The organism is Flavobacterium sp. (genome assembly GCF_040379285.1).
In the GTDB taxonomy this organism is placed as follows: Bacteria; Bacteroidota; Bacteroidia; order Flavobacteriales; family Flavobacteriaceae; genus Flavobacterium.
Genome location: NZ_JBEILJ010000008.1, coordinates 1 through 24762, shown reverse-complemented (window position 1 = coordinate 24762; position 24762 = coordinate 1). Strand labels below are relative to the sequence as shown.

18 protein-coding genes, 1 tRNA gene and 1 pseudogene are annotated in these 24762 nt (G+C 40.2%); 7 read left to right on the top strand and 13 right to left on the bottom strand.

Annotated elements, in window-relative coordinates:
• Window positions 1–87: 87 nt before the first annotated feature.
• From glgB to ABWO12_RS03110, 8 genes are all read right to left on the bottom strand, one after another.
• On the bottom strand, window positions 88–1995 hold the full coding sequence (gene glgB, locus ABWO12_RS03145) for a 1,4-alpha-glucan branching protein GlgB (protein WP_353087142.1): 1908 nt from the start codon (window positions 1993–1995) through the stop codon (window positions 88–90).
• A gap of 163 nt (window positions 1996–2158) precedes the next feature.
• Entirely contained in the window at window positions 2159–3781 is a 1623-nt protein-coding gene (locus ABWO12_RS03140) for a trehalose synthase (RefSeq protein WP_353087140.1), read from the bottom strand.
• Between the two features lie 22 nt (window positions 3782–3803).
• Window positions 3804–5744 carry an alpha-1,4-glucan--maltose-1-phosphate maltosyltransferase gene (locus ABWO12_RS03135; RefSeq protein ID WP_353087139.1) on the bottom strand — a complete coding sequence of 647 codons (1941 nt, stop codon included), beginning with the start codon at window positions 5742–5744 and terminating at the stop codon, window positions 3804–3806.
• 775 nt (window positions 5745–6519) lie between these two features.
• Window positions 6520–7074 (bottom strand): hypothetical protein, encoded by a 555-nt coding sequence (locus ABWO12_RS03130; RefSeq protein ID WP_353087137.1) that lies wholly within the window; start codon window positions 7072–7074, stop codon window positions 6520–6522.
• Window positions 7075–7142: 68 nt separating this feature from the next.
• Window positions 7143–7218: transfer RNA gene (locus ABWO12_RS03125), tRNA-His, on the bottom strand.
• 217 nt (window positions 7219–7435) lie between these two features.
• Window positions 7436–8152 (bottom strand): bacillithiol biosynthesis deacetylase BshB1, encoded by a 717-nt coding sequence (gene bshB1, locus ABWO12_RS03120; RefSeq protein WP_353087135.1) that lies wholly within the window; start codon window positions 8150–8152, stop codon window positions 7436–7438.
• 30 nt (window positions 8153–8182) lie between these two features.
• Window positions 8183–9232, bottom strand: coding sequence for an isochorismate synthase (locus ABWO12_RS03115; RefSeq protein ID WP_353087134.1), 1050 nt, complete (start codon window positions 9230–9232; stop codon window positions 8183–8185).
• Entirely contained in the window at window positions 9232–9654 is a 423-nt protein-coding gene (locus tag ABWO12_RS03110) for a PaaI family thioesterase (protein WP_353087132.1), read from the bottom strand. The genes ABWO12_RS03115 and ABWO12_RS03110 overlap by 1 nt, the downstream gene beginning before the upstream one ends.
• A 153-nt stretch (window positions 9655–9807) precedes the next feature.
• Here ABWO12_RS03110 and ABWO12_RS03105 point away from each other — a divergent pair, with 153 nt between their 5' ends.
• From ABWO12_RS03105 to ABWO12_RS03090, 4 genes are all read left to right on the top strand, one after another.
• Window positions 9808–11430, top strand: coding sequence for a hypothetical protein (locus ABWO12_RS03105; protein ID WP_353087130.1), 1623 nt, complete (start codon window positions 9808–9810; stop codon window positions 11428–11430).
• 120 nt (window positions 11431–11550) lie between these two features.
• Window positions 11551–15204, top strand: a complete 3654-nt coding sequence (purL, locus tag ABWO12_RS03100; RefSeq protein WP_353087128.1) for a phosphoribosylformylglycinamidine synthase — start codon at window positions 11551–11553, stop codon at window positions 15202–15204.
• A 70-nt stretch (window positions 15205–15274) separates the two neighbouring features.
• Window positions 15275–15724 carry a hypothetical protein gene (locus ABWO12_RS03095; RefSeq protein WP_353087126.1) on the top strand — a complete coding sequence of 150 codons (450 nt, stop codon included), beginning with the start codon at window positions 15275–15277 and terminating at the stop codon, window positions 15722–15724.
• Window positions 15725–15785: 61 nt separating this feature from the next.
• Window positions 15786–16022 (top strand): hypothetical protein, encoded by a 237-nt coding sequence (locus ABWO12_RS03090; protein WP_353087124.1) that lies wholly within the window; start codon window positions 15786–15788, stop codon window positions 16020–16022.
• A gap of 60 nt (window positions 16023–16082) precedes the next feature.
• Here the strand turns inward: ABWO12_RS03090 and ABWO12_RS03085 are convergent, their stop codons facing one another.
• Together ABWO12_RS03085 and ABWO12_RS03080 are read right to left on the bottom strand one after the other, a co-directional pair.
• Window positions 16083–16664: a dual specificity protein phosphatase family protein gene (locus tag ABWO12_RS03085; RefSeq protein WP_353087122.1), complete on the bottom strand. Its 582-nt coding sequence runs from the start codon at window positions 16662–16664 to the stop codon at window positions 16083–16085.
• A gap of 3 nt (window positions 16665–16667) precedes the next feature.
• Window positions 16668–18596 (bottom strand): LTA synthase family protein, encoded by a 1929-nt coding sequence (locus tag ABWO12_RS03080; RefSeq protein ID WP_353087121.1) that lies wholly within the window; start codon window positions 18594–18596, stop codon window positions 16668–16670.
• Window positions 18597–18710: 114 nt separating this feature from the next.
• On the opposite strand from ABWO12_RS03080, the gene ABWO12_RS03075 reads away from it, so the two are divergent.
• Window positions 18711–20489, top strand: coding sequence for an AMP-dependent synthetase/ligase (locus ABWO12_RS03075; RefSeq protein ID WP_353087119.1), 1779 nt, complete (start codon window positions 18711–18713; stop codon window positions 20487–20489).
• Window positions 20490–20559: 70 nt separating this feature from the next.
• Here ABWO12_RS03075 and ABWO12_RS03070 read toward each other — a convergent pair whose 3' ends face one another.
• The 3 genes from ABWO12_RS03070 to ABWO12_RS03060 form a co-directional block, all read right to left on the bottom strand.
• Complete coding sequence (locus ABWO12_RS03070) at window positions 20560–20763, bottom strand: hypothetical protein (protein WP_353087117.1); 204 nt, start codon at window positions 20761–20763, stop codon at window positions 20560–20562.
• A 70-nt stretch (window positions 20764–20833) separates the two neighbouring features.
• Window positions 20834–21187: a hypothetical protein gene (locus tag ABWO12_RS03065; RefSeq protein WP_353087115.1), complete on the bottom strand. Its 354-nt coding sequence runs from the start codon at window positions 21185–21187 to the stop codon at window positions 20834–20836.
• Between the two features lie 59 nt (window positions 21188–21246).
• Entirely contained in the window at window positions 21247–21849 is a 603-nt protein-coding gene (locus ABWO12_RS03060; RefSeq protein ID WP_094411946.1) for a Crp/Fnr family transcriptional regulator, read from the bottom strand.
• A gap of 292 nt (window positions 21850–22141) precedes the next feature.
• Between ABWO12_RS03060 and ABWO12_RS03055 the strand changes: the two genes are divergently transcribed.
• On the top strand, window positions 22142–24250 hold the full coding sequence (locus ABWO12_RS03055; RefSeq protein ID WP_353087113.1) for an outer membrane beta-barrel protein: 2109 nt from the start codon (window positions 22142–22144) through the stop codon (window positions 24248–24250).
• 195 nt (window positions 24251–24445) lie between these two features.
• A pseudogene (locus ABWO12_RS03050) lies at window positions 24446–24762 on the top strand (IS982 family transposase); the annotation flags it as partial.

The window sequence follows — 24762 nt, the reverse complement described above, 5'->3', positions numbered from 1 at the left end:
GTGTGAATAGCTTTTCTTTGTTACTATATTAAATTAAAAAAGTCCGAGGGGAATCGGACTTTTAAGCAAATATTTCCATGTTAGGCACTACGAAAGTGTAAAAACGACCATTCCTAACGGAGGCAACTGAATTTCGGCTGAAAAATCTCGTCCGTTCCAGGGAAGTTTATCAACTTTGACCGGTTGGTGATGTACCACATTACTTCCCCCATATTCGGATTTATCGGAGTTGAATAGCTCCTTTAACTTTCCTGTTTTCGGAACCCCTATACGGTAATGGTCATGAACAACCGGAGTCATATTACAAACGATGATGACGTGCTCTTTTTCGTGGGTCCCTTTGCGAATGTAGGCCAAGACAGAATTTTCATTATCGCTATAATTAATCCACTCAAACCCCTCGGCGGAAAATTGTTTTTCATACAAGGCAGGAGTATTGCGGTATAAGGCATTCAAATCGGTAATGTATTGTTTGATTCCTTTGTGATAATCGTATTGCAACAAGTGCCATTCGAGACTTTGCTCAAAATTCCATTCCCCACTTTGGCCAAATTCACTTCCCATGAATAGCAATTTAGTGCCGGGATGTGTAAACATATAGCCATACAACAACCGAAGATTGGCAAATCGTTGCCATTCATCACCGGTCATTCGTCCAAGAATAGAATGCTTTCCGTAAACGACTTCATCATGTGATAATGGCAACATAAAGTTCTCGGTAAAGGCATAGGTCATTGAAAAAGTAATGTCGTTTTGATGGTATTTTCGGTAAATGGGTTCTTTTTTAAAATACTGCAAGGTATCATGCATCCAGCCCATCATCCATTTCATACCAAAACCTAAACCTCCCAAGAAAGTGGGGCGTGACACCATAGGAAAACTGGTACTTTCTTCGGCAATGGTTTGTACATCGGGAAACATTTGATATACGGCTTCGTTGAAATCCTTGAGGAAACTGATGGTTTCGAGATTTTCTCTTCCTCCGTACATGTTGGGCTCCCACTCCCCGTCTTTTCTTGAATAATCTAAATACAACATAGAGGCGACCGCATCGACACGTAAACCGTCTGCATGGTAATATTGCAGCCAAAAGATGGCGTTGCTAATCAAGAACGACCGGACTTCATTGCGACCATAATTGAAAATCAAACTTTTCCAATCGGGGTGATAGCCTTTTCGAATATCGGGGTGTTCATACAGATGAGAGCCGTCGAAAAAGCCTAAACCATGAGCATCGCTCGGGAAATGCGACGGTACCCAATCGAGAATCACGCCTATCCCCGCTTGGTGCAATTTATCGATCAAGAACATAAAATCTTGGGGTTTGCCAAAGCGCGAAGTTGGGGCAAAATACCCTGCCAACTGATAGCCCCAAGAAGGATCAAAGGGATATTCCATGATAGGCATAAACTCCACATGAGTGAATCCGGTTTCTTTTACATAATTCACAAGATCCTCAGCGAGCTCGATATAACTCAACGACCGATTTTGTTCAAGGTTGCGTTTCCATGACCCTAAATGCACTTCATACACCGACATGGGTTTGTCCAAACCGTTGTGGTTGGCCCGATTTTTCATCCAACTGGCATCTTTCCATTTATAGTCCAAATCCCAAACTACCGAGGCGGTGTGCGGTGGCGTTTCACAATAAAGTGCAAAGGGATCGGCTTTTTCGGTGATGACATCGCCGTGATTGGATTGTATTTTGAATTTATATTTGGTGCCTTTATCAATTCCGGGAATGAACCCTTCCCAGATGCCCGAGCTATCCCAACGCACTTGAAGTGGGTGTTGGCCTTCCACCCAATAGTTGAAATCGCCTACTACGGATACATTTTTGGCCGAGGGCGCCCAAACGGCAAAATAGCATCCTTGAACGCCATCAACTTCGAGGAGGTGGGTGCCTAATTTTTCGTATAGTTTAAAATTTTTACCGGCTTTGAACAAATCGATGTCGAAATCGGTAAAGAGGGAGTGGTGTTGTACTGGATTCATGTGGTGTGAGACCTAACAGGTTTTTGAAACCTGTTAGGTTTTAAGGTTAGTAATTTTTATTTCTTTTTTAGCCCGGATAGTAGCGGCATCCTCACAGAGTTTACGGAGTGAGATACAGTGTATAGCCGGAGCGGCGTTATGTTGAAAACTGGTGCTGTGGCTCCTAATAATTCATAATGCTTTGAATACCGCGCAGAGGTATTACCGCCCAACGAGGACGAGAATTCAACTCATAGCCCAACTCATAGACCGCTTTCTCGAGAAGACAATACTTCAACAGAAATTCGATTTCTTGACTGTAGCCAATATTTAAGTTTCCGGCTTGAACTTTTTCGATATAGGTATCCAAAAAGGCACCTATCAAGTAACGGAACAACAATTCGGCAGCGTCAAACAATTCCTCTTGATCCTGTGGATACTTGTCGCGGTTGTTGAAAATGGTAGCATAAATTGCATAATGAAATGATCGAAACATGCCAGCCACATCCTTCAGAGGAGGCTGTTTGACTTTTCGGTCGCGTATGGTGCTTTCGGGTTCGCCCTCAAAGTCCAAGATGTAAAAATCATCGCCGTTGACCAAGACTTGTCCCAAATGATAATCGCCGTGGATACGGATACGCTCGGACTTCATTTTGGTCCAATCGAAATCTACAAAGTGTTTACGAATTAATTTTTTATGTTCAAGAAACTGATGCGCTAGTTCAAGTGCCAATCCGTCAAGTTTATGCAAACTATTTTCAATAATATTTAAGCGATTTTGGAATTGGTACAGCAAACGATTCTTCAACCAAACCGAGTAATCGCCATTGTAACGCGTGGGGGTGAAAGCTGTGTCATGACTATCGCCACCAAGCGCTACATGCATTTCAGCTGTGCGTAGCGCTAACGTTTGAATGCGTAAAAAAAGACTCAATCCTACCCAATCAATGATCTCAGGGGGGATTTCTTGAATTTTCAAACGTCTAAACATGGGAATTTGTGGCAGCTTGCTGACTTTGATTTTTTTACGTGTTAACGTATCAAACACCGTATCCAAATGGTCAAGCATAAACTTCCATGCATCGCCTTGGTTGGGTACCAATTCTTGCATTAATCCCAAAGTTATATTTCCTTCAGGAAGCGCGAGATTAATACTACCCATATAGGCGGGGGTGTTTTTGTATTCCATGCGCTCGGTCAAAAAGCGACTGATTTCATAATCGGGATTGGTACTCACATAAATACGACGGAAAATTTTTAATACAAAACTATCGTTGTACACTATAGAAGTATTACTTTGCTCTACCCCCATGAATTTGGAGGATTTATAAGCCACATTACCCAAGTGCATCCCTTTGTGAAACACGAGTTTAAACTCTTTATTATGCGTCGAATGAGCGATGTTATCATAGAGTAACTTCCGAAAATCTTCTTGATGCAACGCATCAACTAAATACCCATCAATGTGAGCAAACCTTGCCGGAGAAATAATGGTACTCGTATCCAATTCATCGGAGGTCATAAAGGCAATTGGCATAAAATAGTGTTGGAAAAAGGCTTCTTTAAAATTGACCTCCAATAAAACACCGTAATAGGTGTTCTTCTTTGAGGTAATTTTAAAATGATCCACAACTTCAATATACTTGAGTGTACTTGATTTTCCACCATACCAGCGCTTGTTGATGATGTAATTCTCTAAAATATCTGAAGAGAAAACTTTGATAAACTCATCATCGTTAATCGCGTTTTTCCACTCACTTTTAAAAGCAAATGGGGTGGCAAAAGTTTCCTGATTGTCCAATTTCATGGCCTAGGCGTTTTTGTTCGGGTTATTTGATAATTATAAATAAATGGAACGGTAAAGCAGGATGCAGCTCCACGAAATTCCATTCCTTATCCCAATGGTAACTATTTCCAGTAATCAAATCGACCACCGTAATCGGATGTCCCTCACCGATCCCCAAAGCGACGAGCGGTAGACGAACCCATGCTTGTTTGGTGTAATAGGCGTCCAAACTTGCAATCATTAGTATTTCATTGGTTTTCGCATCGTCATATTTATAGTAGGCAATGATTTGGTCGTTATCGGTATCGCAAAATTCAATATTGTTTGTTTGTTGTAAGGCCGCATTTTCGTGACGAAGGGAATTAATTTTGGTGATTAACAACGAGATTTTATTTTCCTGCAGCCAATTCCAATGTCTGATTTGATACTTTTCACTGTCGTAATATTCCTCTTTCCCAGGTACAGCATCAGAAACCATAAATTCAAATACAGGACCGTATATACCCACTGAGGAGCTTAGAGTTGCTGCCAAAAAATACTTTTGTAAATGCATACTCTCATTGGCACCTTGTAACGCAAACGGATTGATATCGGGCGTATTAGGCCAGAAATTAGGTCGGAAAAATTCCTTCTGATTGGTTTGCGTGAGTTCCGTTATATACGCTTGTAATTCTGATTTCGAATTGCGCCAAGTAAAATAGGTATACGACTGCGTAAATCCTTGTTTCGCTAATTCGTGCATGATTTTGGGACGTGTAAAAGCTTCCGATAAAAATAATACATTGGGATGCTTTTTCTTCACTTCCGCGATTAGCCAACCCCAGAAATAAAAAGGCTTTGTATGGGGATTATCTACACGATATACACGAATTCCACACTCTTCAACCCAATATAAAGCACAACGTAAAAGTTCGCTCCAAAGATTTTTCCAATCTGGGGTTTCAAAATAGATGGGAAGAATATCTTGGTATTTTTTAGGTGGATTTTCAGCGTATTGCACCGTTCCATCGGGACGCCACTTAAACCATTGCGGATGTTCTTTCACCCAAGGATGATCGGGAGCAGCTTGTAAAGCAAAATCCATCGCTACTTCAATTCCAAGCGATTGTGCCGTAGATACTAGTGATTTAAAATCTTCTAATGGCCCCAAGTCAGGATGCAGCGCTATATGTCCCCCATGATGGGAACCAATACCCCATGGAGAACCGACATCGCCAGGAGCAGCATCCGTAGCGTTGTTCTTTCCTTTGCGATTGACTTCCCCGATAGGATGCACAGGGGGAAAATACAAGGTGTCGAATCCCATTTTTGCCACTCGTGGTAGTAGGGCCTCACAATCTTTAAACGTACCGTGTTGTCCAGGGATTGAGGACGCTGAGCGAGGAAAAAATTCATACCATGTACTAAACAACGCTTTCTTTCGATCGACATAAATCGAATATTCCTGCGACTGATTCGCTAAGAGTTTTGTGGGATATTTTTTTAAAACAGCTTTGAGCTCCTCTGAAACAGCAGCTTTTATAGATTCATTATAATATTTTTCATCTGAAAACCAAGTCGTTAATTCCGATAAAAATTTTTTCTCTGAGGCCGACACCAGTGTTAGTAATGGTTGGAGGTATTCAACGCCCTCGAGTAATTCAGATTTTACATGCTGATGATCGTTGATTTTTTTGGTAATGCCATATTGCCAATTTAAGGCGTAATCGACCCAAGCTTCGACAAAATAAACGTATTTTCCTTGCTTTTCAACAGTAAATTGTCCCGAAAAAACATCATTGGGAAGTGCATGCATACGGACTTCCGTCCACTTTTTGTCTTTTTCAAATTTGTATTGAATGGCGGCTTCCAAAACATCATGCCCATCAGCCAAAACATCGGCAGTCACTTGAACCGATTGCCCTACAATTCGCTTAATAGGGAAAGTTCCGTTATCAACTTGAGGGGCTATATTTTCTAAGATAACACGTCTTTGATCTTGCATTATTTTTGTATTTATGAACTTTTTAAATTTAGGAAAAAAACATATAATGCAAACACTACTACACAAATTTATGGATATTTTAAAAAACAGTAAGCTTATGAAACCGATATTGACAATTGTGAACTAAATAAAGTAAAATAAATCAGTTTTTGAAAAAGTAGCCAATATATAATAATCAGCATTACGTATTCTAAACCCCATAGCAAACTTGTTACAGCAAAAGCTTTCAAATGATACAATACCTGCCATTCAGCAAACACAGCTCATAACTTATCTTTCCTACATAGGCGGGTAGACCCCAGGCAGGCTAATTCATAATTCATAATTCATAACTTATAACTCATAATAATTTGTGTGTGCCCCTTCGGGTCGGGTCATTCGTTGCAAGTACTCGCTTCGAGGCCCTACACTGTGGGCTTTCCACGCTACCTGCATGCCGGCAGTCAGGCCCCTCACGCAGGTCGGTTCAACTTTAAACCCTTTTTATAATTTGTCAGTGAAGCAGTTCTAATTCTTTATCCAAAAAACAAGAAGCCGTTTCAAAACTTGAGAAGGTTTTTTTTATGTTTTTCTTGCAAAAAAAAGATTGGCTTTGTATATGTTTGATTTAAAGATTACATAAAAGAAAGCTACGCACTTCCGATGTAGAATCCCTATTCGTTCAACAAAAACATAACAACAATTTTATCAACTTAACAATATTTAAACTTTTAGTAAAAACTGAATCAAATAAATAAACGCCTCAAATTTTAATATAGTGACAGCTTCTTTGTGACTATCGAAATCCGTTTTGGTACGCTTGCAATAACGAGTCGGAAAAAAATAAACCCGTATACGAATCATAGGTTTGTCGATTGGAAGTTTCCATGGTTTGAAACGCATTGCGGTACAAGGTGAGTTGCTCTGGTGTTAAAAGTGCACGGTATTCCAATTCGTGCCGTACCAGAAGTTGCATAAATTTATTGGTAGCTGCCACATCGCCTTGCGAAATCATAAGGATGTATTCTTTATACATTTCATGGTACTGCTTGATAAACAAATCCTTAAACACAGGATTCTGTACTTCCGTATAATTCACAATGCCAAAGGTTAGTTTCCCTTTGGTTTGCCAAAAAAGAGTCTCTCCTTTATCATCGGGTTGTGCTACAAAATATTGAATTACGGCCAATTTCAATTTTAGTGTACGATCGATCTCATCGGGAAGTTTTGATTTCTCGGAATGGGTGGCCGTAGTCGTTGTTTTGGGTGTCTTTTTTTTCTTCGTTTGAACCTGTCCCCATCCCCAAAAAGGCCATAAAAAAAGGAATAAAAAAATGCAATACTTCATCATTTCGTTTTCTCAAAAGTATAAAAAGAAAGGAATAAAAACTAAAAAAGCCCTGAAAATTCAGGGCTTTAGGGTGAATGAGGGGTCTCGAACCCCCGACCTTCGGAACCACAATCCGACGCTCTAACCAACTGAGCTACAATCACCGTGTATGTTGCAATTAGGTCCTAGCCACTTTTGCGGTTGCAAATATAGCGTAAAGATTTTCTCTTACAAAGATTTTTTGAAGAAAATTATTTGCATCAAAAGTGTTTTCCTCCGTTCTCCACGGGGTTTTGGAAAAGATCCCTGATGGCAAGGAAGTTAGAAATTAACCCCTCCCATTCGTCAACCGTTTTCCCCCAAGCAAACGACTTGTGGATATTTAAATCAAATCCCGCAATGAATGCACAGCCACGTACCGTTCTACCGTAAATCCTTCGGCATGTTCAACACCTACAATGCGCCCCAAATCTTGAGCGCGGTACCGAACACTGTCTAAAAAGTTTTTTGTGGCAATAGGGGTTTCGGGTTCTTTGGAGTTGGGGTCGTAAAATTGGGACCCATACGACAATATAGACGCCATTTTTTGGTCCATATAGCGCGTGATATCCACCACGAGATCGGGATCAATAGGTTTCCATTGTATATAATGGTAGACGGCTTTGGGACGCCATGCGTGTTGCGCATTTCCCTCCCATTCGGTGGCTATCTTTCGCAATCCCGATAAAAAACAAGCATCGGAGACCAATTTACTCCCTTTACCATGATCAATATGCCGGTCGTCAATGGCATTGCAAATCACTATTTCGGGTTGGTACTTGCGAAGCACCTGAATAATTTTCAACTGATGGGCTTCATCATTGGTAAAAAAACCATCGCGAAAGTCCATGTTCTCGCGCACATGAATGCCTAAAATTTCGGAAGCTTTAGCGGACTCTTGGTTACGAATTTCCACGGAACCTCGGGTGCCCAATTCCCCGCGCGTGAGATCTACAATACCTACTTTCCGACCTAGCGCTACTTCTTTGGCAAGGGTTCCACTACACCCCAACTCAACATCGTCGGGATGGGCTCCAAAAGCAAGAATATCTAATTTCATGTATTGATTTTTTACAAAAATAACGAATAATTACAAGGCGCGTTTTACCGTTATCGATTTGTTTACGGTTTCCATAAATTCCTTTGCAGGATTACTGCCTTCATTTATACCGCAGCCTACATAGATAGCGACAACTTCCTTTTCCCATTGCATACAACGTAAATTGACGTATAGATCGGAGTCGCCCTCTTGATAGCTACTGAAGTTTTTATTCCATTCGCCCAAATATCCTGCATACAACATGCGATCATAGCCCTCGTAATCCTGAATAAACCCTAGGGCTTCTTGTTTCGGAAAACCACAAACAGCCGGTGTTGGATGTAAGGCGTCCACTACCGCTGTCCAATCGCCTTTCAATGCGCCTTGGATATCCGTTTTCAAATGCACTAAGGCTCCTGCTTCATCGGTGTAAGGCGCAGAAATGGTAAGCGATTCAGTGAGCGGTTGCAATTGTGCCGCGATATAATCGGTAACTAACTTTTGTTCCTGTACTTCTTTTTCACCCCAAACCAATTCGGCGCGATTCGGTCCAAGTTGTGTGCCCGCCAGCGAAACAGTACTTAGGGTAAGGCCTTCTTTTTTTACCAATTGTTCGGGCGTTGCGCCTATCCAAATTCCCGTTTCTGGATGATACCATAGATACCGAAAAGCGGTTGGGTATAAATGTAAAAGACGTTGAAAAACAGCAAACACATCAGTATGGGGAGCCGCAACACACTCTTTTCGTGAAAGGACAACTTTTTTAAAACGTTGTTGTTGAATGGCTTGAAGGGCTTTGGCAACCAAATGTTCAAAATGAACTTTGTCATCGGATGAAAAGTTGAGCGAAGTTACCGGCCAAGAATATTCAGCAATAGAAAACTCAGAAGCAAATACATCGCAATGGGAATCGCGAAGCATGTACTTACTTTTTCCATCAAATGAAACCATGCAAAATCCTGATTCTTCGGAATTAAAAGGAATAAATTCTGCAGATCGTTGAAAAAGTCCAAGCACCTTTTGTGTATTGGGTTTTGCATAACACACAAAGGGTTTTTGGTATAAAAGATTTTCGGAAACTTTGGCCGCAATCAAATCCATTAGCGTTTGGGTAATATCATATTGGTCAACTTACACAAGGAAACGAGTTTATCATTTTCATCGACGATACGAATTTCCCACAAATGAATACTAGCCCCTTTGTGTACTATTTTCGCAGTAGCCGTTACGGTACCTTCACGCTTGGATTTCAAATGATTGGCCGAAATTTCAATACCCCTTACCTCCTGTTTCTCCGGATTTACAAACATAATCGAGGCGGCACTACCCACACTCTCGGCCAAGGCCACTGAGGCACCGCCGTGTAACAAACCCATCGGTTGGTGCACTCTTGAATTGACGGGCATGGTTGCAACTAGAAAGTCCTCACCCGCATCAACATACTCAATTTCAAGCGTTTCCATCAAAGTGTTTTTGCTCCATTCGTTGCACAATCGAAGCATTTTTTCTTTATCGAATTGCATTTTTTAAAATTTGCGTTAAAAGTAGCCCATTTCCTCAAAAACAACAATGGTATTAACATAGAATAAACGCAGAAAAAAAACGTTATCCTCCTAATGAAATTGAAAACAAATCAATCTAAAATCTTATTTTTACCAAAATTCTCATTCCATACCATGCGCAAACTACTTTTGCTTCTTGCTGTTTTTACCAGTCTTATGTTGACTTCTTGTCGGGATGACTTTGAATTTGAACCCAGTACGGTTCAGCTTCGTTTCAATCGGGATACAGTCTATTTGGATACGGTTTTTACCAATATTGGATCAAGCACGTATCGCTTGAAAGTCTACAACGACTCTGACAAAGATATTTCGATTCCCACCATACAATTGGGGAAAGGGGTTAACTCCAATTACCGCATTATGGTTGATGGAATGACGGGTGAAGACGCGGACAATAGCGGGATTGGAGATGGAAAAATTTTCCGAAATGTGGAACTCTTGGCCAAAGACAGTATGTTTGTTTTTATCGAAGTTACCTCCGATGTCGCCGATGCCAATCCCAGTGATTTTCTTTACACCGATGCCATCGAGTTTCGCCACGCCAACAGTGTGGTGCAAAAGGTAGAACTGGTTACGCTCATTCAAGATGCTATTTTTATTTACCCAGAACGCGACAACCAAAATGTATACGAAACGATTTCGTTGGGACTGGATGAAAACGGACAACCCATTGAGTTTATTGGGAGTAATTTAAGTGAAAACGACCCTGTCAATGGCGATGAATTGCATTGGACCAATCAAAAACCCTATGTGGTGTATGGGTATGCTATGGTGCCGAATGAAAAAAATTTGGTGGTCGATGCCGGCGCTCGGGTGCATTTTCATGCCAATTCGGGATTGATTGTCAGTCAAAATGCCTCGCTTCAAATTAACGGTACAGCACCTCCAGGCAATGACCCCAGTAATTTGAGCAATGAAGTCATTTTTGAAGGCGATCGCTTAGAGAATTTATACAGTGATGTTCCGGGACAATGGGGCGCTGTTATGCTATTATCGAAGTTGAACACCAATAGTATCAATCATTTAACAATTAAAAATGCTACGGTAGGATTGCTAATTCAAAAACGACTCCCGGTGGGCGAAGACGATAGTCAACAACCGCGAGTTACCCTCTCGAATACGCAAATTTACAACTGTGCCAATGTAGGAATCTTAGCACGGGATGCCGTGGTGAATGGCCATAACGTGGTCATCAACAATTGTGGTCAAGCGTCACTAGCAGCCACTTTGGGCGGTTCATACACTTTTGATCATTCGACTTTCAACAACAATTGGAACAGTTCACGACAAGTAGCCGTATTGGTGAGCAACTACCTTGAAACTTCCGATACGGTGTATTTGAGCGATTTGAATGCAGCCAATTTCACCAATTGTATCATCTACGGCAGCAATCAAAATATGTTGCGCTTGGATAAATATAACGCAGATACTTCAGGCGGTCCCGATGCAACGTTTGCCTACCAATTTACCCATACATTAATTCGTTTGAATAATACCAACAACAATCCGTTGTATCTACCTACAAATACAACCAATTTCACCAATTGTTATCAAGCGACGAACAGTCAAACCTTTAATCCGCGCTTAAAAAGTAGCACCCAAAATAAACTCTGGCCTACCGAGGATTTATCGCCCACGATGCCTGCGATTACATCTTCATTTACGCAAGATATTTTGGGGAAATCACGTACAACACAAACCTGTATAGGGGCATATCAATTTATTCCCAATCCTTAATCTTAAGCCTCCTTCGGGAGGTTTTTTTTTGTCAAAAACCTGTGAAAAACTATTTGGTACGCATTTGCTTCCCTCTCGTGTTTGCCGTACCTTTGCGAGACAACTTACAACAACACAACAATGATTCATTTTTTCGGTAACGAAACAGGAACTATTTACGCAGTTCAGTCCACTACTCCATTTTCTGAAGAGACCTTACAAAAATTAAACTGGCTATTTGGCGGTACCCACAAAATTGACCTACTCGAAATCGAAGGTCCTTACATCGGTCCACGGGCCACGATGGTTACCCCTTGGAGTACCAATGCGGTTGAAATTACCCAAAACATGGGAATTCACGGAATCGTACGTATCGAAGAATTCCAGAAAGTAACGGTGGAAAACCCGCACTTTGATCCCATGCTGTTGCAACCGTATGCGCATTTGGACCAGTCGATTTTTACCATTGCGGTGCAACCCGAACCTATTTTGGAAATTGAAGACATTGCGGCATACAATCATCAAGAGGGATTGGCGCTTAGCGGTGAAGAAGTGACCTATTTGAATCAACTAGCTGAAAAATTAGGGCGAAAACTAACTGACTCCGAAGTTTTTGGCTTTTCCCAAGTCAATTCTGAACACTGTCGCCATAAAATTTTTAACGGTACTTTTGTCATTGATGGCGTTGAAAAAGAAACCTCCCTTTTTAAACTTATTAAAAAAACCTCGGCGGCCCATCCGAATACGATTGTATCGGCCTACAAAGACAATGTCGCCTTCATTCAAGGCCCTGTGGTAAAACAGTTTGCGCCACAACGCGCGGATGTCGCTGATTTTTACACCAAAAAACCGTTTACCTCGGTACTTTCCCTCAAAGCCGAAACCCATAATTTCCCAACGACAGTCGAACCTTTTAACGGGGCAGCTACTGGATCGGGTGGAGAAATTCGGGACCGATTAGCCGGAGGACAGGGATCGCTTCCCCTTGCCGGAACAGCGGTTTACATGACGGCATATTCCCGACTCACAGCCGATCGGCCCTGGGAAAAAGGGATGGAGGAACGAAAATGGTTGTACCAAACACCGATGGATATTTTGATCAAAGCGTCAAATGGTGCTTCGGATTTTGGAAATAAATTTGGTCAACCCTTGATTACAGGGTCGGTGCTGACTTTCGAACATGAAGAAAAGGATCGAAAATTAGGCTACGACAAAGTCATTATGCAAGCGGGAGGAATTGGGTATGGCAAAGCCGAACAAGCTCAAAAACACGAACCCAAATTGGGCGACCAAATTGTGATTCTTGGCGGTGATAACTACCGAATTGGAATGGGCGGTGCTGCGGTTTCGTCGGCTGACACGGGCGCTTTTGGATCGGGTATCGAATTGAATGCCATCCAACGTTCGAATCCAGAAATGCAAAAACGAGCAGCCAATGCCATTCGCGGTTTGGTCGAGAGCGACCACAATCCAATTGTATCCATACACGATCACGGTGCGGGAGGACATTTAAACTGTTTGTCCGAATTGGTTGAAGCTACTGGAGGTCATATTGATTTGGACCAACTGCCTGTGGGCGACCCTACCCTTTCGGCCAAAGAAATTATCGGCAACGAATCGCAAGAACGCATGGGCTTAGTGATTGGAGCCAAAGATCTCGATACCTTGCAACGAATTGCAGAGCGGGAACGCGCGCCTCTATTCCCCGTGGGTACCATTACCAACGATCATACCTTCACCATTGCTAGTGCCACTACAGGCGAAAAACCGATGGATTTGGCGTTGAGCGACATGTTTGGCAGTTCCCCCAAAACCCTATTAACCGATACCACCATAGCCCGTCAGTACGATGATATAACCTATTCGGTTGACCGTATTCACGACTATTTACAGCAAGTGTTGCGACTTGAAGCGGTGGCCTGTAAAGACTGGTTAACCAACAAAGTCGACCGTTGTGTGGGCGGACGTGTGGCCAAGCAACAATGTGCGGGTCCGTTACAATTGCCACTCAATAATGTGGGCGTGATGGCCTTAGATTTTGAAGGAAAAGAAGGAATTGCCACCAGTATAGGACATGCTCCCGTAGCCGCTTTAATCGATCCCAAAGCAGGAAGTCGTAATGCCATTGGCGAGGCCTTGTCGAATATCGTTTTTGCGCATTTGGAAAACGGTTTAAAAAGCGTTTCCTTGTCGGCCAACTGGATGTGGCCATGCAAAAACGAAGGTGAAGATGCACGTTTATATGAAGCCGTGGAAGCTTGTTCCGACTTTGCCATTGCACTGGGAATCAACATTCCTACCGGCAAAGATTCCTTGTCGATGAAGCAAAAATATCCCAATGGAGATGTCTTGGCACCAGGCACTGTAATTATTTCGGCGGTAGGCCATTGTTCAGATATTACGCGCGTCATCGAACCCGTAGCGAAACAGCAGGCAGGCTTGTTGTACTATATTCCGCTTTCGCAAGACAACTTCCATTTGGGCGGTAGTTCATTTGCCCAAATTCATAATAAAATTGGAACCAAAACGCCTAGTATTCAAGACGCGACGTATTTCAAAACCGCCTTTGAAACCATTCAACAGTTGATTAAAGACGGAGCCATTGCGGCGGGCCATGATGTGGGAAGTGGCGGACTCTTAACGACCTTACTCGAAATGTGTTTTGCTGACATTCAGGTGGGGGCTACCTTGAGTTTAAAGGCGTTTGCAGAACCCGATGTGGTGAAAATTTTATTCGCCGAAAATATTGGACTCGTACTACAAGCGCAACAGGATGCTGTTTTTGAAGCGGCTTTCGCCAAAGAGGGCTTAACGATTTATCCGTTGGGGCAAGTAGTCGCAAGCGATACGTTAACGATTGATGGCTTAACTTTTGCGATCCCTGATTTGCGAAAAGTTTGGTTTGAAACCTCGTATTTATTAGACCAAAAACAAACACAAAACAACAAAGCAGAGGAGCGTTTTACCCATATTTTTGAACAACCCTTACACTACCAATTTCCTAGCCATTTCACCGGAAAATTACCCGCTGCTCCCACCCAACACCCTAAAGCAGCTATCATTCGGGAAAAGGGAAGTAATTCGGAGCGCGAAATGGCGCATGCGATGTATTTGGCCGGATTTGACGTAAAAGACATTCACATGACCGATTTGATTAGTGGTCGTGAAAATCTTGAAGACGTGCAATTTATTGGTGCGGTAGGTGGATTTTCCAACTCTGATGTTTTGGGCAGTGCCAAAGGATGGGCGGGTGCCTTTTTGTACAATGAAAAAGCGAACATGGCACTGAAAAACTTTTTTGCACGACCCGACACCTTATCGGTGGGGATTTGCAATGGGTGCCAGTTGTTTATGGAATTGGAACTGATTCATCCCGAACATGCGGTTCATGGCAAAATGCACCACAACGACAGCCGCAAGCATGAGAGTATTTTTACCTCCGTGACGATTCAAGAAAATAATTCGGTGATGTTGTCGACCTTAGCGGGCAGCACCTTGGGCGTATGGGTTTCGCATGGGGAAGGAAAATTCCACTTGCCCGAAGCCGAGAACCACTACCCTATTGTAGCCAAATATGCCTACGAAGGTTATCCCGCCAACCCGAACGGTTCTGATTATAATACGGCCATGTTGTGTGACAAAACGGGACGTCATTTAGTGATGATGCCCCACATTGAACGTTCAATTTTCCCTTGGAATTGGGCGTACTACGGTGCCCATGAAACCCATGAAGTAAGTCCATGGCTTGAAGCGTTCGTGAATGCGCGCTTATGGATCGAAAAAATGCAGGGATAATGCGTACGAAGGAAGACCTCTGTTAGGCGTTGGACTTCATTAAATTATTTACAACAAAAAACATCATATTATGAATAAGCTACGCTATTGTATTGGTCTTTTTATCGTTTTTACCACGTTTGCCTCTGCGCAAGTGGTGAGAGAAATTGAAACGGAGGCTGGAAAATTATTTATCACAACAAATAATGAATACCCTATTTTTGGAACCTATCATTTTAAAGAAGCCGAACCCATTGTAGAGTTGCAACGGGGAGGGACAGGGCAATACCAACTACACGATTCGCCCAAGCGCTCGATAGAATGGGGATTGGAATGCTCGGAAAGTGGATCGTTAAAATCGGTTAAAGGGTTTGACAACCTCAAATATTACTTATACTACCGCTTCACCGATACCGAAGTTGATGGCAGTGCGGCCGTTTGGACCCGTGTAGAAATGACGGTTCACCTCAATGCGGGAAAGATTTTCATCAATGGCGAACGGATGAAACTATTTACCGCCAAAGAGGAGAAGAAGAAATAGTTGAAGTGATTAGTGACTAGAAAGTAGTACTTTTCCATTCAAAATAAACTTATTCTTGAACATGAAAATTTCTTTTGCTTTACTATTTTTTTTGACTTTACTCACAAGTTGTAAAAAAGAGGTGTCTAGTGAAAATCAAATGTTTGTAAGAACTTGGTTTGATACTATTCAAGGAATGCCTTTCAAGGCGAAACTAATTATCAAAGCTGATAAAACATTTGAATATACTAGTGCAAGTCGTAAGTCATTAGTCGACAAATATTTCTTAGAAAGAACATTTTCAAATCTTCAAAATTAACTCATTTTCAAATTGACTCATTGATACATTGCCACATAGACACATTATCACATTGTCACATTACTCCCCTCTTTGCGCTCGTCTGGGTTTGTAATTCTTTAAGTATTCGCCTTTGGGGGTGCCGTGGTCAAACGAACTGAATTGCACTGGGAAAGCGGCTTTTTTTCGCGCTTCATCGGGCGTCCATCCTTCATATTCAATGCGATATAGTGCCGAATACATTTGCGCACGACCAATGCCATGGTAACAATGCAAGAGCACCGGATAGTTGGCAGAATCATCCATGATGGCAAAAAACGTTTTCAAATTTTCTTCATTGGGCACTTGATCCGAACCGTTGTTGAAATACTTTACGCCTTTGATTTTAGCCACCGCATCGCGCTCAGCAATCAATTCTTGTGGTAATTCAGGGTTATTAATTGTATCGCCTGTGCCCGGAAAACGCAAATCGACGATGGATTTAATTCCATATTCTTCCACATAATCTTTGATTTCATCCGGCGGAATTACCCCACTTTTATATACCTTTCCTTCGGTAATGGTCATAAAATTATGGTTGATATGACGGTCATACACGTATTTTCCTGTGGCAATTAAAGCAACGGTCAGTAGGACGAGACCAATCTTAGTTCGTAAACGCATGACTTAGTTGGATTTTGAGGTTAGTTTTTTATCAATAATTCGTTCCATATAATCTTGTAAAAAAGCCTTACAGCGCATTTCCAGTTGGTTCATTTCGGCATTGCGTTGCTTGATTAAGTTGGTTTTTAGGGCATAATCATCCTTATGATAAAAACCAACGGCTTTCTCGCCATCAAAAGTACAAATATAATTGCCACTCATCATTTGGTATAAATCCGAAGAATATCGCATCACAAACGGCGGCACCTTGGAATCTCCCAAAAGACTTCGGCCCCAACTGCGAAAGGGTTTGTCGTAACCAATCATATCCATAAGCGTCGGAAAAATATCAATTTGCTGCGCCCAATCGCGACTTACCCCTTGGTAGGTATGCCCTGGCGTGTAAAACAAAATGGGTACTGTATGTGCATACTGATCGTTGCAGTACAAATCGTAGTGGATCAAATTATCGTGATCGGCTACCAATACAAAAATCGTATTCGTATACCAAGGTTGCTTTTGGGCGGCTTTGAAAAACTGTTTTAACGCATAATCGGTGTAGCCAATGGTTTGGTGAATGGGAATATCGCCTTTGGGAAACTTGCCTTTGTATTTTTCGGGGACAACATAGGGTTCATGCGAAGAAACTGAAAACAACGTAGCCATAAACGGTTGTCTTTTGGCCGAAATTGTACGGTTAAAATACTGAAAAAAGGGTTCGTCCCAAATACCCCATACCCCATCGAAATCGGCATCATTACCGTACTCATTTTTACCATAATAATGGTCAAAACCTAAAATGTTACTAAAACCTAAAAATCCCATAGAACCGTTGGGCGCGCCATGAAAAAATGAGGTGTCATACCCTTCGCTTTTTAATATGGAGACTAAGGATTCAATCTTTTGTTTGGGATATGGCGATGAGGTAAATGCATCTTTAAACGAAGGAATTCCCGACAATACCGATGACATGCCGTGGATTGATTTGTACCCATTGGCATAGCCGCGCGTGAAAATCAAACTGTGTTGGGCCAACGAATCTACAAACGGTGCATACCCCCGATAACCCGGAATTTTTTCGTGGGTGTTGAACGCACTAATGTATTCTCTCCCAAAACTTTCCAAAATCAATACCACAATATTGGGAAGGGTTTTGGGACGGTTTCGGTAGTGTTTTATAGGCACCAATAGCGAATCTACAACGGCTTTATCAACCAAATTGACCTTTTTAAAGGTATTGGCATTCCACGTTCGAATTACGGCAAATGGCGTATTGAGCACAAAATCGGCTTGCGATGCATCGGTCACAAAACGATTAGCGTCGATCATGTTGATGGGACGTGTACTTTTACGAAAATCGCCCCGAATACCCCCCACACACAACACACAAACCAGTAGAAAGGTAGCTGTTGAAGCGAAAAAGTATTTTAAAGTATACTTTTGATAATGAGTCTTAACCTTAAGTTTTTCATAAAGATAGACCCATAAAAAAAGTAATCCAAAAAACCATACAAAAACATGCCAATAGTTCACCGAAAAATTCCCCATCAACGCTACTTTGTTACTTTCATGTTCCAAAATATCCAATGAGGCGCGTGTACTTCGGTTAAACGAATAGCGATAGTATACCAAATCCACAAAATTTAAGGCATAAAAAAGAGCGTTGGTCGTGAAGTACAGAATTTTTAGTCCAAGTTGATACGCCTTTCGCGTATTCACCCCCAAAGGAAGGAGCGACAACACGATAAACAAGGCATTGGCATAGAGAATGGCTGTGGTGTCAAACGCCAAGCCGTGGTAGGCCAAAGGAAACAATTCGGTCCAAGACTCGACCCGAATTAAATTGGGATTGTAGGCAAAAAATAAAAACCGAACCACCATGTAAAATAGGTAGGCCAGAAAAATCCTGTACGCCAATACTTTATATTCGTTATACCGCGGAAATCGTTGCATAGAGAGGTTTATCGAAATCGGAACAAAACTACAAATTTGTAATGTAAGGTCGGTATAGATTAAATATTTATTGTAAAAGCAGACGATTTTAATTAATTTGCAAGAAAATTGACTATGCAAACGATAAGCCGACTATTTGACTTTCCTTACTATCAGTTGTCCAAAAACAACAAACCCGATTGTTTGGTAACCAAGTATGGGAATGAATGGGTTAAAACATCCACGCAAGAGTATATCAACCAAGCCAATACGATCTCGAGAGCGTTGTTGCGTTTGGGCGTTAAAAAAAATGATAAAATAGCCATCATCTCCTCTACCAACCGTACCGAATGGAACGTATGTGATATTGGTATATTACAAACTGGTGCCCAAACGGTGCCCATTTATCCGACGATTTCTGCAGAAGATTATGCCTATATTTTAAATCACTCAGAATCGCAATACTGTTTGGTTTCGGATACCTTGGTTTTTGAAAAAATCAGTCAAATCCGCAGTCAGGTTCCGCACTTAAAAGAAGTGTATGCCTTTGACGACCTTTCGGATTGTTCATCTTGGAAGACTTTGTTGGAATTGGGGGCCGATGCTTCCAATCAATCCGAAGTAGAGCAACGCAAAAATGAAGTGCAAACCACCGATTTGGCAACAATTATTTATACTTCTGGTACCACCGGGAAGCCTAAAGGCGTGATGTTGTCGCATCAAAATATTGTCTCCAATGTGATTGACAGTGCCGAGCGCATTCCTTTTGAAGAAGGAAAAAGTCGTGCCCTCAGTTTCTTGCCGGTTTGCCATATTTTTGAGCGGATGATATTATACATTTATCAGTATTTCTCCGTTTCCATCTATTTTGCTGAAAATATTGAAAAGCTATCTGACAATATTAAAGAGGTAAAACCCAATGTATTTTCAGTAGTTCCGCGTTTGTTGGAAAAAGTATACGACAAAATTTATCAAAAAGGAGCCGAATTATCCGGAATCAAGAAAGCCTTGTTCTTCTGGGCGCTAAATCTTGGGTTGCGTTACGAACCGTATGGCGCTAATGGAGCGTGGTATGAGTTACAACTCAAATTAGCTCGAAAACTCATTTTTAGCAAATGGAAAGAAGGTCTGGGTGGCGAATTAAATGTTATGGTCTCGGGAAGTGCCGCGCTGCAACATCGGTTAATTCGAGTGTTTGCTGCTGCGGGAATGCCTGTAATGGAGGGTTATGGGTTGACCGAAACGTCGCCAGTAATCTCGGTAAACGATCAGAAAAACTTCGGATTTAAAGTTGGAAGTGTGGGGCGCGTGATTCCAAATGTAACCGTAAAAATTGCTGAAGATGGTGAGATCTTGTGTAAAGGTCCCAACGTAATGATGGGCTATTACAAAGACCCTGTGTTGACGGGAGAAGTCTTGAAAGACGGTTATTTCCACACGGGTGATATTGGAGAAATTGACAAAATGGGCTTTTTGCATATTACCGACCGTAAAAAAGAGATGTTTAAAACCTCTGGCGGAAAGTACATTGCCCCACAAATGATTGAAAATGCCATGAAACAATCGTTTTTTATTGAACAAATTATGGTGATTGGCGATGGTGAAAAAATGCCGGCTGCGTTGATTCAACCGAGTTTTGACTTTATCCGAGAATGGGCCAAACGCCATAATGAAACGGTAGGCAAAACACCCGAAGAAATTGCACAAAATCCGCAAGTGAAAGCCCGTATTCAGGATGAAGTAGATAAAATCAATGAACGTTTTGGGAATTGGGAACGCATCAAAAAATTTGAACTTACGCCCACCCTGTGGAGTATTGACGGGGGTGAATTAACGCCTACTTTAAAATTAAAACGCAAAGCAATAAAAGAGAAATACCAGCACCTTTACGATGCCATTTATCGCGAAGAATAGCTAAAAAATTTACCACACAAAAACACCCCAATGGCAGGAGCATAAGGGGTGTTTTTTTAGGTGTTATAGCTTATTCTTTGGAGACTATTTTTACCATTTTTGGAAAGGCAACCTGTCGCATTACGGTTTCGGCCATGGGTACTAATATATGCGTCTCTTCCTTTTTCTTTTCGGGGTTGCACAACCAAACCTCCATGCCTTCTTGCTTCATTTTGGGTGCATAATCCATGGTTTTATAGACAATTTTTTCTTCAAGATGCTGTTTTTTTAGCATCTTGAGTGACACTTATCAAATTTATTTTACTTCAAATAGTTTCACCCTAGGGATATGTTAAATCATTTATTTATTCTAAGGTGTTTTTCTTGTATTCAGTTAAAAACCATAGACCAGCTAATACAACTGCGAAAATCAGATAGAAATTTCGAGCAATAGTACCCTCAATACTTCCTAAAAACAATGCCGTTACACCTAATAAAACGGCTACAACAGCTTCAATAATGCCGTGTATTTTAAGTGGAATCACTTTAATTAACCCTAAATCGAAATCGGTTAAAATAGTAAGGGTCAAATGTATAAAACCTAAAACATAGGTGAAGTAAGATGTGTTTTCAGGCAATCCAAAAAGAGTTGGTGATGCCCAAAGAAATAAAACAGATGCGTAGTCTAATGTACCGTGAATTTTTGAATTGATTTTCATAATAGTAAGTTTTGAATTTTACACAAAACTACATTTAGTCTAAAGCAAGTCGTATTAACTTAAGGTAAGTTCGGCGGTTTTGTAAAAATTCTTTTTCTAATTCTGCTCAAGGATTGTTCTGTAATACCTATAAATGTTGCTATTTTTCTTTGTGACACTCGCTGCATTATTTGCGGATGAACGTCTAAAAGTTTTAAATAGCGTTCTTCTGGTGTTAAAGTGAGTAATACTTCATTTCTTTTATATAATCTGATGATTTCTTTTTCTGCTACATTTTTTAAGAATAAATCCCATAATACATCTCTACTTTTTAACGCATTAAGGTCTTTCTTTTTAATTTCTAAGATGGTAGAATCTTCAATGGCTATAATATTGTATTTTGAAAAACTATTCGTTAAAAAACTTAAATAATCTAAAACGAAATCGGTTTCAAAATAAAAAAGAAAATTTACTTCATTACCCTGTAATTCAGAATACTGTCTAAAACATCCTTTGATAATGTAGGTAATTGTATCAGATGAATTGCCTTCTTTTAAAATATGCTCATCTTTTTTGATTTGTCTTATTTTAATAGAATAGTTTACCTCATCCAATATGTGTTTTTCTTCTAATGGTTTAAAGTGATTAAGTAAAATTTTATTCTGTTCAATATATTCTTTCATAGTTTTTCATTTAGTCGGTTTCAAGTTTATATTACAAATCAATCCTGTCCTAAATAAATTTCAGGTTCAATAAAAATAGCTGTTTTATTGATATAAATTGTATTGAATGTTCACTTTTCAAAACGAACCCCCTGCGTATTTTGATTTTCATCATAAAGAATGGAGTTTTGTTTTTTTGTATACCAAAAAGATAAACTTTGAGCTAAAAACTAACCATTCTTTTTTTTATCTAGGACACTATTGGTGTAACATTTTTAAAATGATATAGTCTTATAATTAAAATGTATTTAATATGAAACTTAAGTATTTAACGTATAGCCTTTTTATTCTCTCCATCAGTAAAGGCGTAGCCCAAGAAAAAAAGGAAAAAGTCAATGAACTTAAAGAGGTTATCATAACTAAAAAAAAGAAAGCGGTTGAACAAAAAGCGGACAGAACAATTTTTGATTTTGCCGGTCAAGCGCACTTGAATTCCGGATCGGTTTTGGAAGGACTCAGAAAGTTACCCGGATTAATTGTTTCCGATGTTGCGGGTATGATGTACCAAGGCAAACAATTGGATGTTTTTATGGATGGCAGACCTTTGAATATCTCTTCTAACGAATTAAATGCTTTCTTGGAAGGTATGCCGGCTAATGCGGTAGAAAAAATAGAAATTATTACCCAACCGGGTGCTGAGTTTCCAGCTACTTCCGGCGGTGCTATTTTAAATATCATTACCAGTAAAAAAGCCAAAAAATACATAAGTGCTACTTACAGTTCTGGTGCTAACTTTACTGCGTACGACCAAACACGGGCCAGATTCAACAACAGTTTATTGTTGAGTGCCAAGAACAGTCTTTTCGGTTGGCAACTCAACCTTGGCCAAAATTATAGGGAAAGTGCATTATGGTCCGATATCACCAAGAAAGAAGCCGATAACACAATTACTAATTTATCTGATACTGATGCGGATAGGATAGGGAGAAATAATTTTATTATATGGGCCATTACTTTCGATTTTAAGAAAGACCGACTTTTGTTGAATTATGATGTCAACTTTAACAAATCGAGTGCCGATACCGAGGGTTTTGGGGAAGGTTTTATTTCCAATGATGCCAGCAAAACCAAAACGTTACGACAAGATGCCGTGGCTACATATCAAAAGCGTTTTGACGATAAGGATAAAAAATTGGATGTCCGATTGAACTATGCGCGAAATGAGGTAGATTTTAATTTAGATTCCAGATTGTTCAACACGGATATTTTAGAGAATACTTCAAATCAAGCTTATGTTAATTTCAGAGTAGATTATTCTCAAGCCTTTAAAATCCTTGATGAAGGTAAATTTAGCGTAGGAACCTTGGTGGATGAATTGGCTTTTGAAACCCAAAACTTCGACGTTACTAATTTGGATTACACTCGAAGAACTGCCGCCGGTTATGTAGAATTCCAAACAAAATTTAAAAAGTTTGATTTCATTTTAGGAACCAGAGCCGAAGATTATAAAATTACCGGAAATACCGATACGGAGGAATTAATTCCGTTCAAGCAATTCCGATTTTTCCCCAATGCAACATTACAATACAACTTTATTCCGAAGGTTTTCTTTAACGTCAATTACAATAAAAAGATAAGCTTGCCCAGCACGTCATCGTTAAATCCGAACAATACCAATTACCAAAATCCCAATGTTGACTATACCGGAAATCCTCAATTACAACCCACTATTTTTGACAACTATGAGGTAAAAATCAGTGCTTTTGATTACGCATTTATCGGATATAATGTAAGTGTGGCCAACAATCAAGTGGTGAACAGGGTTTTTGTTAATGACAACCAGGTTTCTAACACTGCGGTGAATATCGATGAAATTAAGATTCACAATTTTAATATCGGATTACCATTGCCTTATATGTTGTTTACCAAAGGATTGAAAGAAACCATGAAGTTCGATTTCAATCCAGACAAAATTAACTTTCTTTATGTTTATGCAGGCTATCAAATGCATCAAATTCCCAATCTCGATACCCGTGGATTTTGGATGTTGAACTTGATGTCGCAAATTGTGTTACCCAAAGACATTAAGTTTGTTGCCAATTACAACACCACTACCGTAAGAGGTAATTATTTCTATTTTGTAGCCCAACAACCTTTCAATGAGAGTTTGGATTTAAGCTTTTCAAAGAAATTTCTTAAAGACCAATTAACACTTTCTGTATTCGTAGATGATGTGCTTAACACCAACAGACAAGGTTTAACAGCTATTGGCACGCCGGTATTAATTGAAAGTAAATACGACACTAGAAGATTTGGTTTTACGTTGAATTATAAAATTCCAACCAAAAATAAATTGGCCAAAGAAGATCCTAATTTGTTAAATAAGGAAACTAAAGAAGAGCAAACCACTATTGGAAATTAAAAAATCTGCAAGTGTCAACTTGTAGGTTTAGTTTTGATACTTAATAACCCGTTGGGTGTAATTATTTGAAGTAAAATAAATTGAAAAAATATTGGTAAAGATGCTGAAAATCAGCATCTTGAAGTCACCAAATAACCAACATTTATTACAAATATAGTTAATAATTATTTTAGAGTTTTAGAAGTTATAAGTTCTTTGACCCGAGCAAAGCGAATTGGCGAAGCAATTGTGAATTATAATTTAATTAGGCGTAGGTAGAAAAAAATGTCTGATATAGAAGTAGTTGCATTGAGTTTAACAGCATAATTTATGTCAATTGACAGTGAAAATTCATTTTTCAAACAGATTTCATTAGGCGAAATCCCAAATTTAATTGAAAGAAGTCAGTTTAATAAAAGACGAAAAAAGCTGTTTTTGTTTTCAGAAAAAATTAGAATAAAATTAGCAGCTCAATTTCTGTGTTTTGAAGACTATTTTATTGTTGACAGCATTCCTTTAGAGATATGTAAATT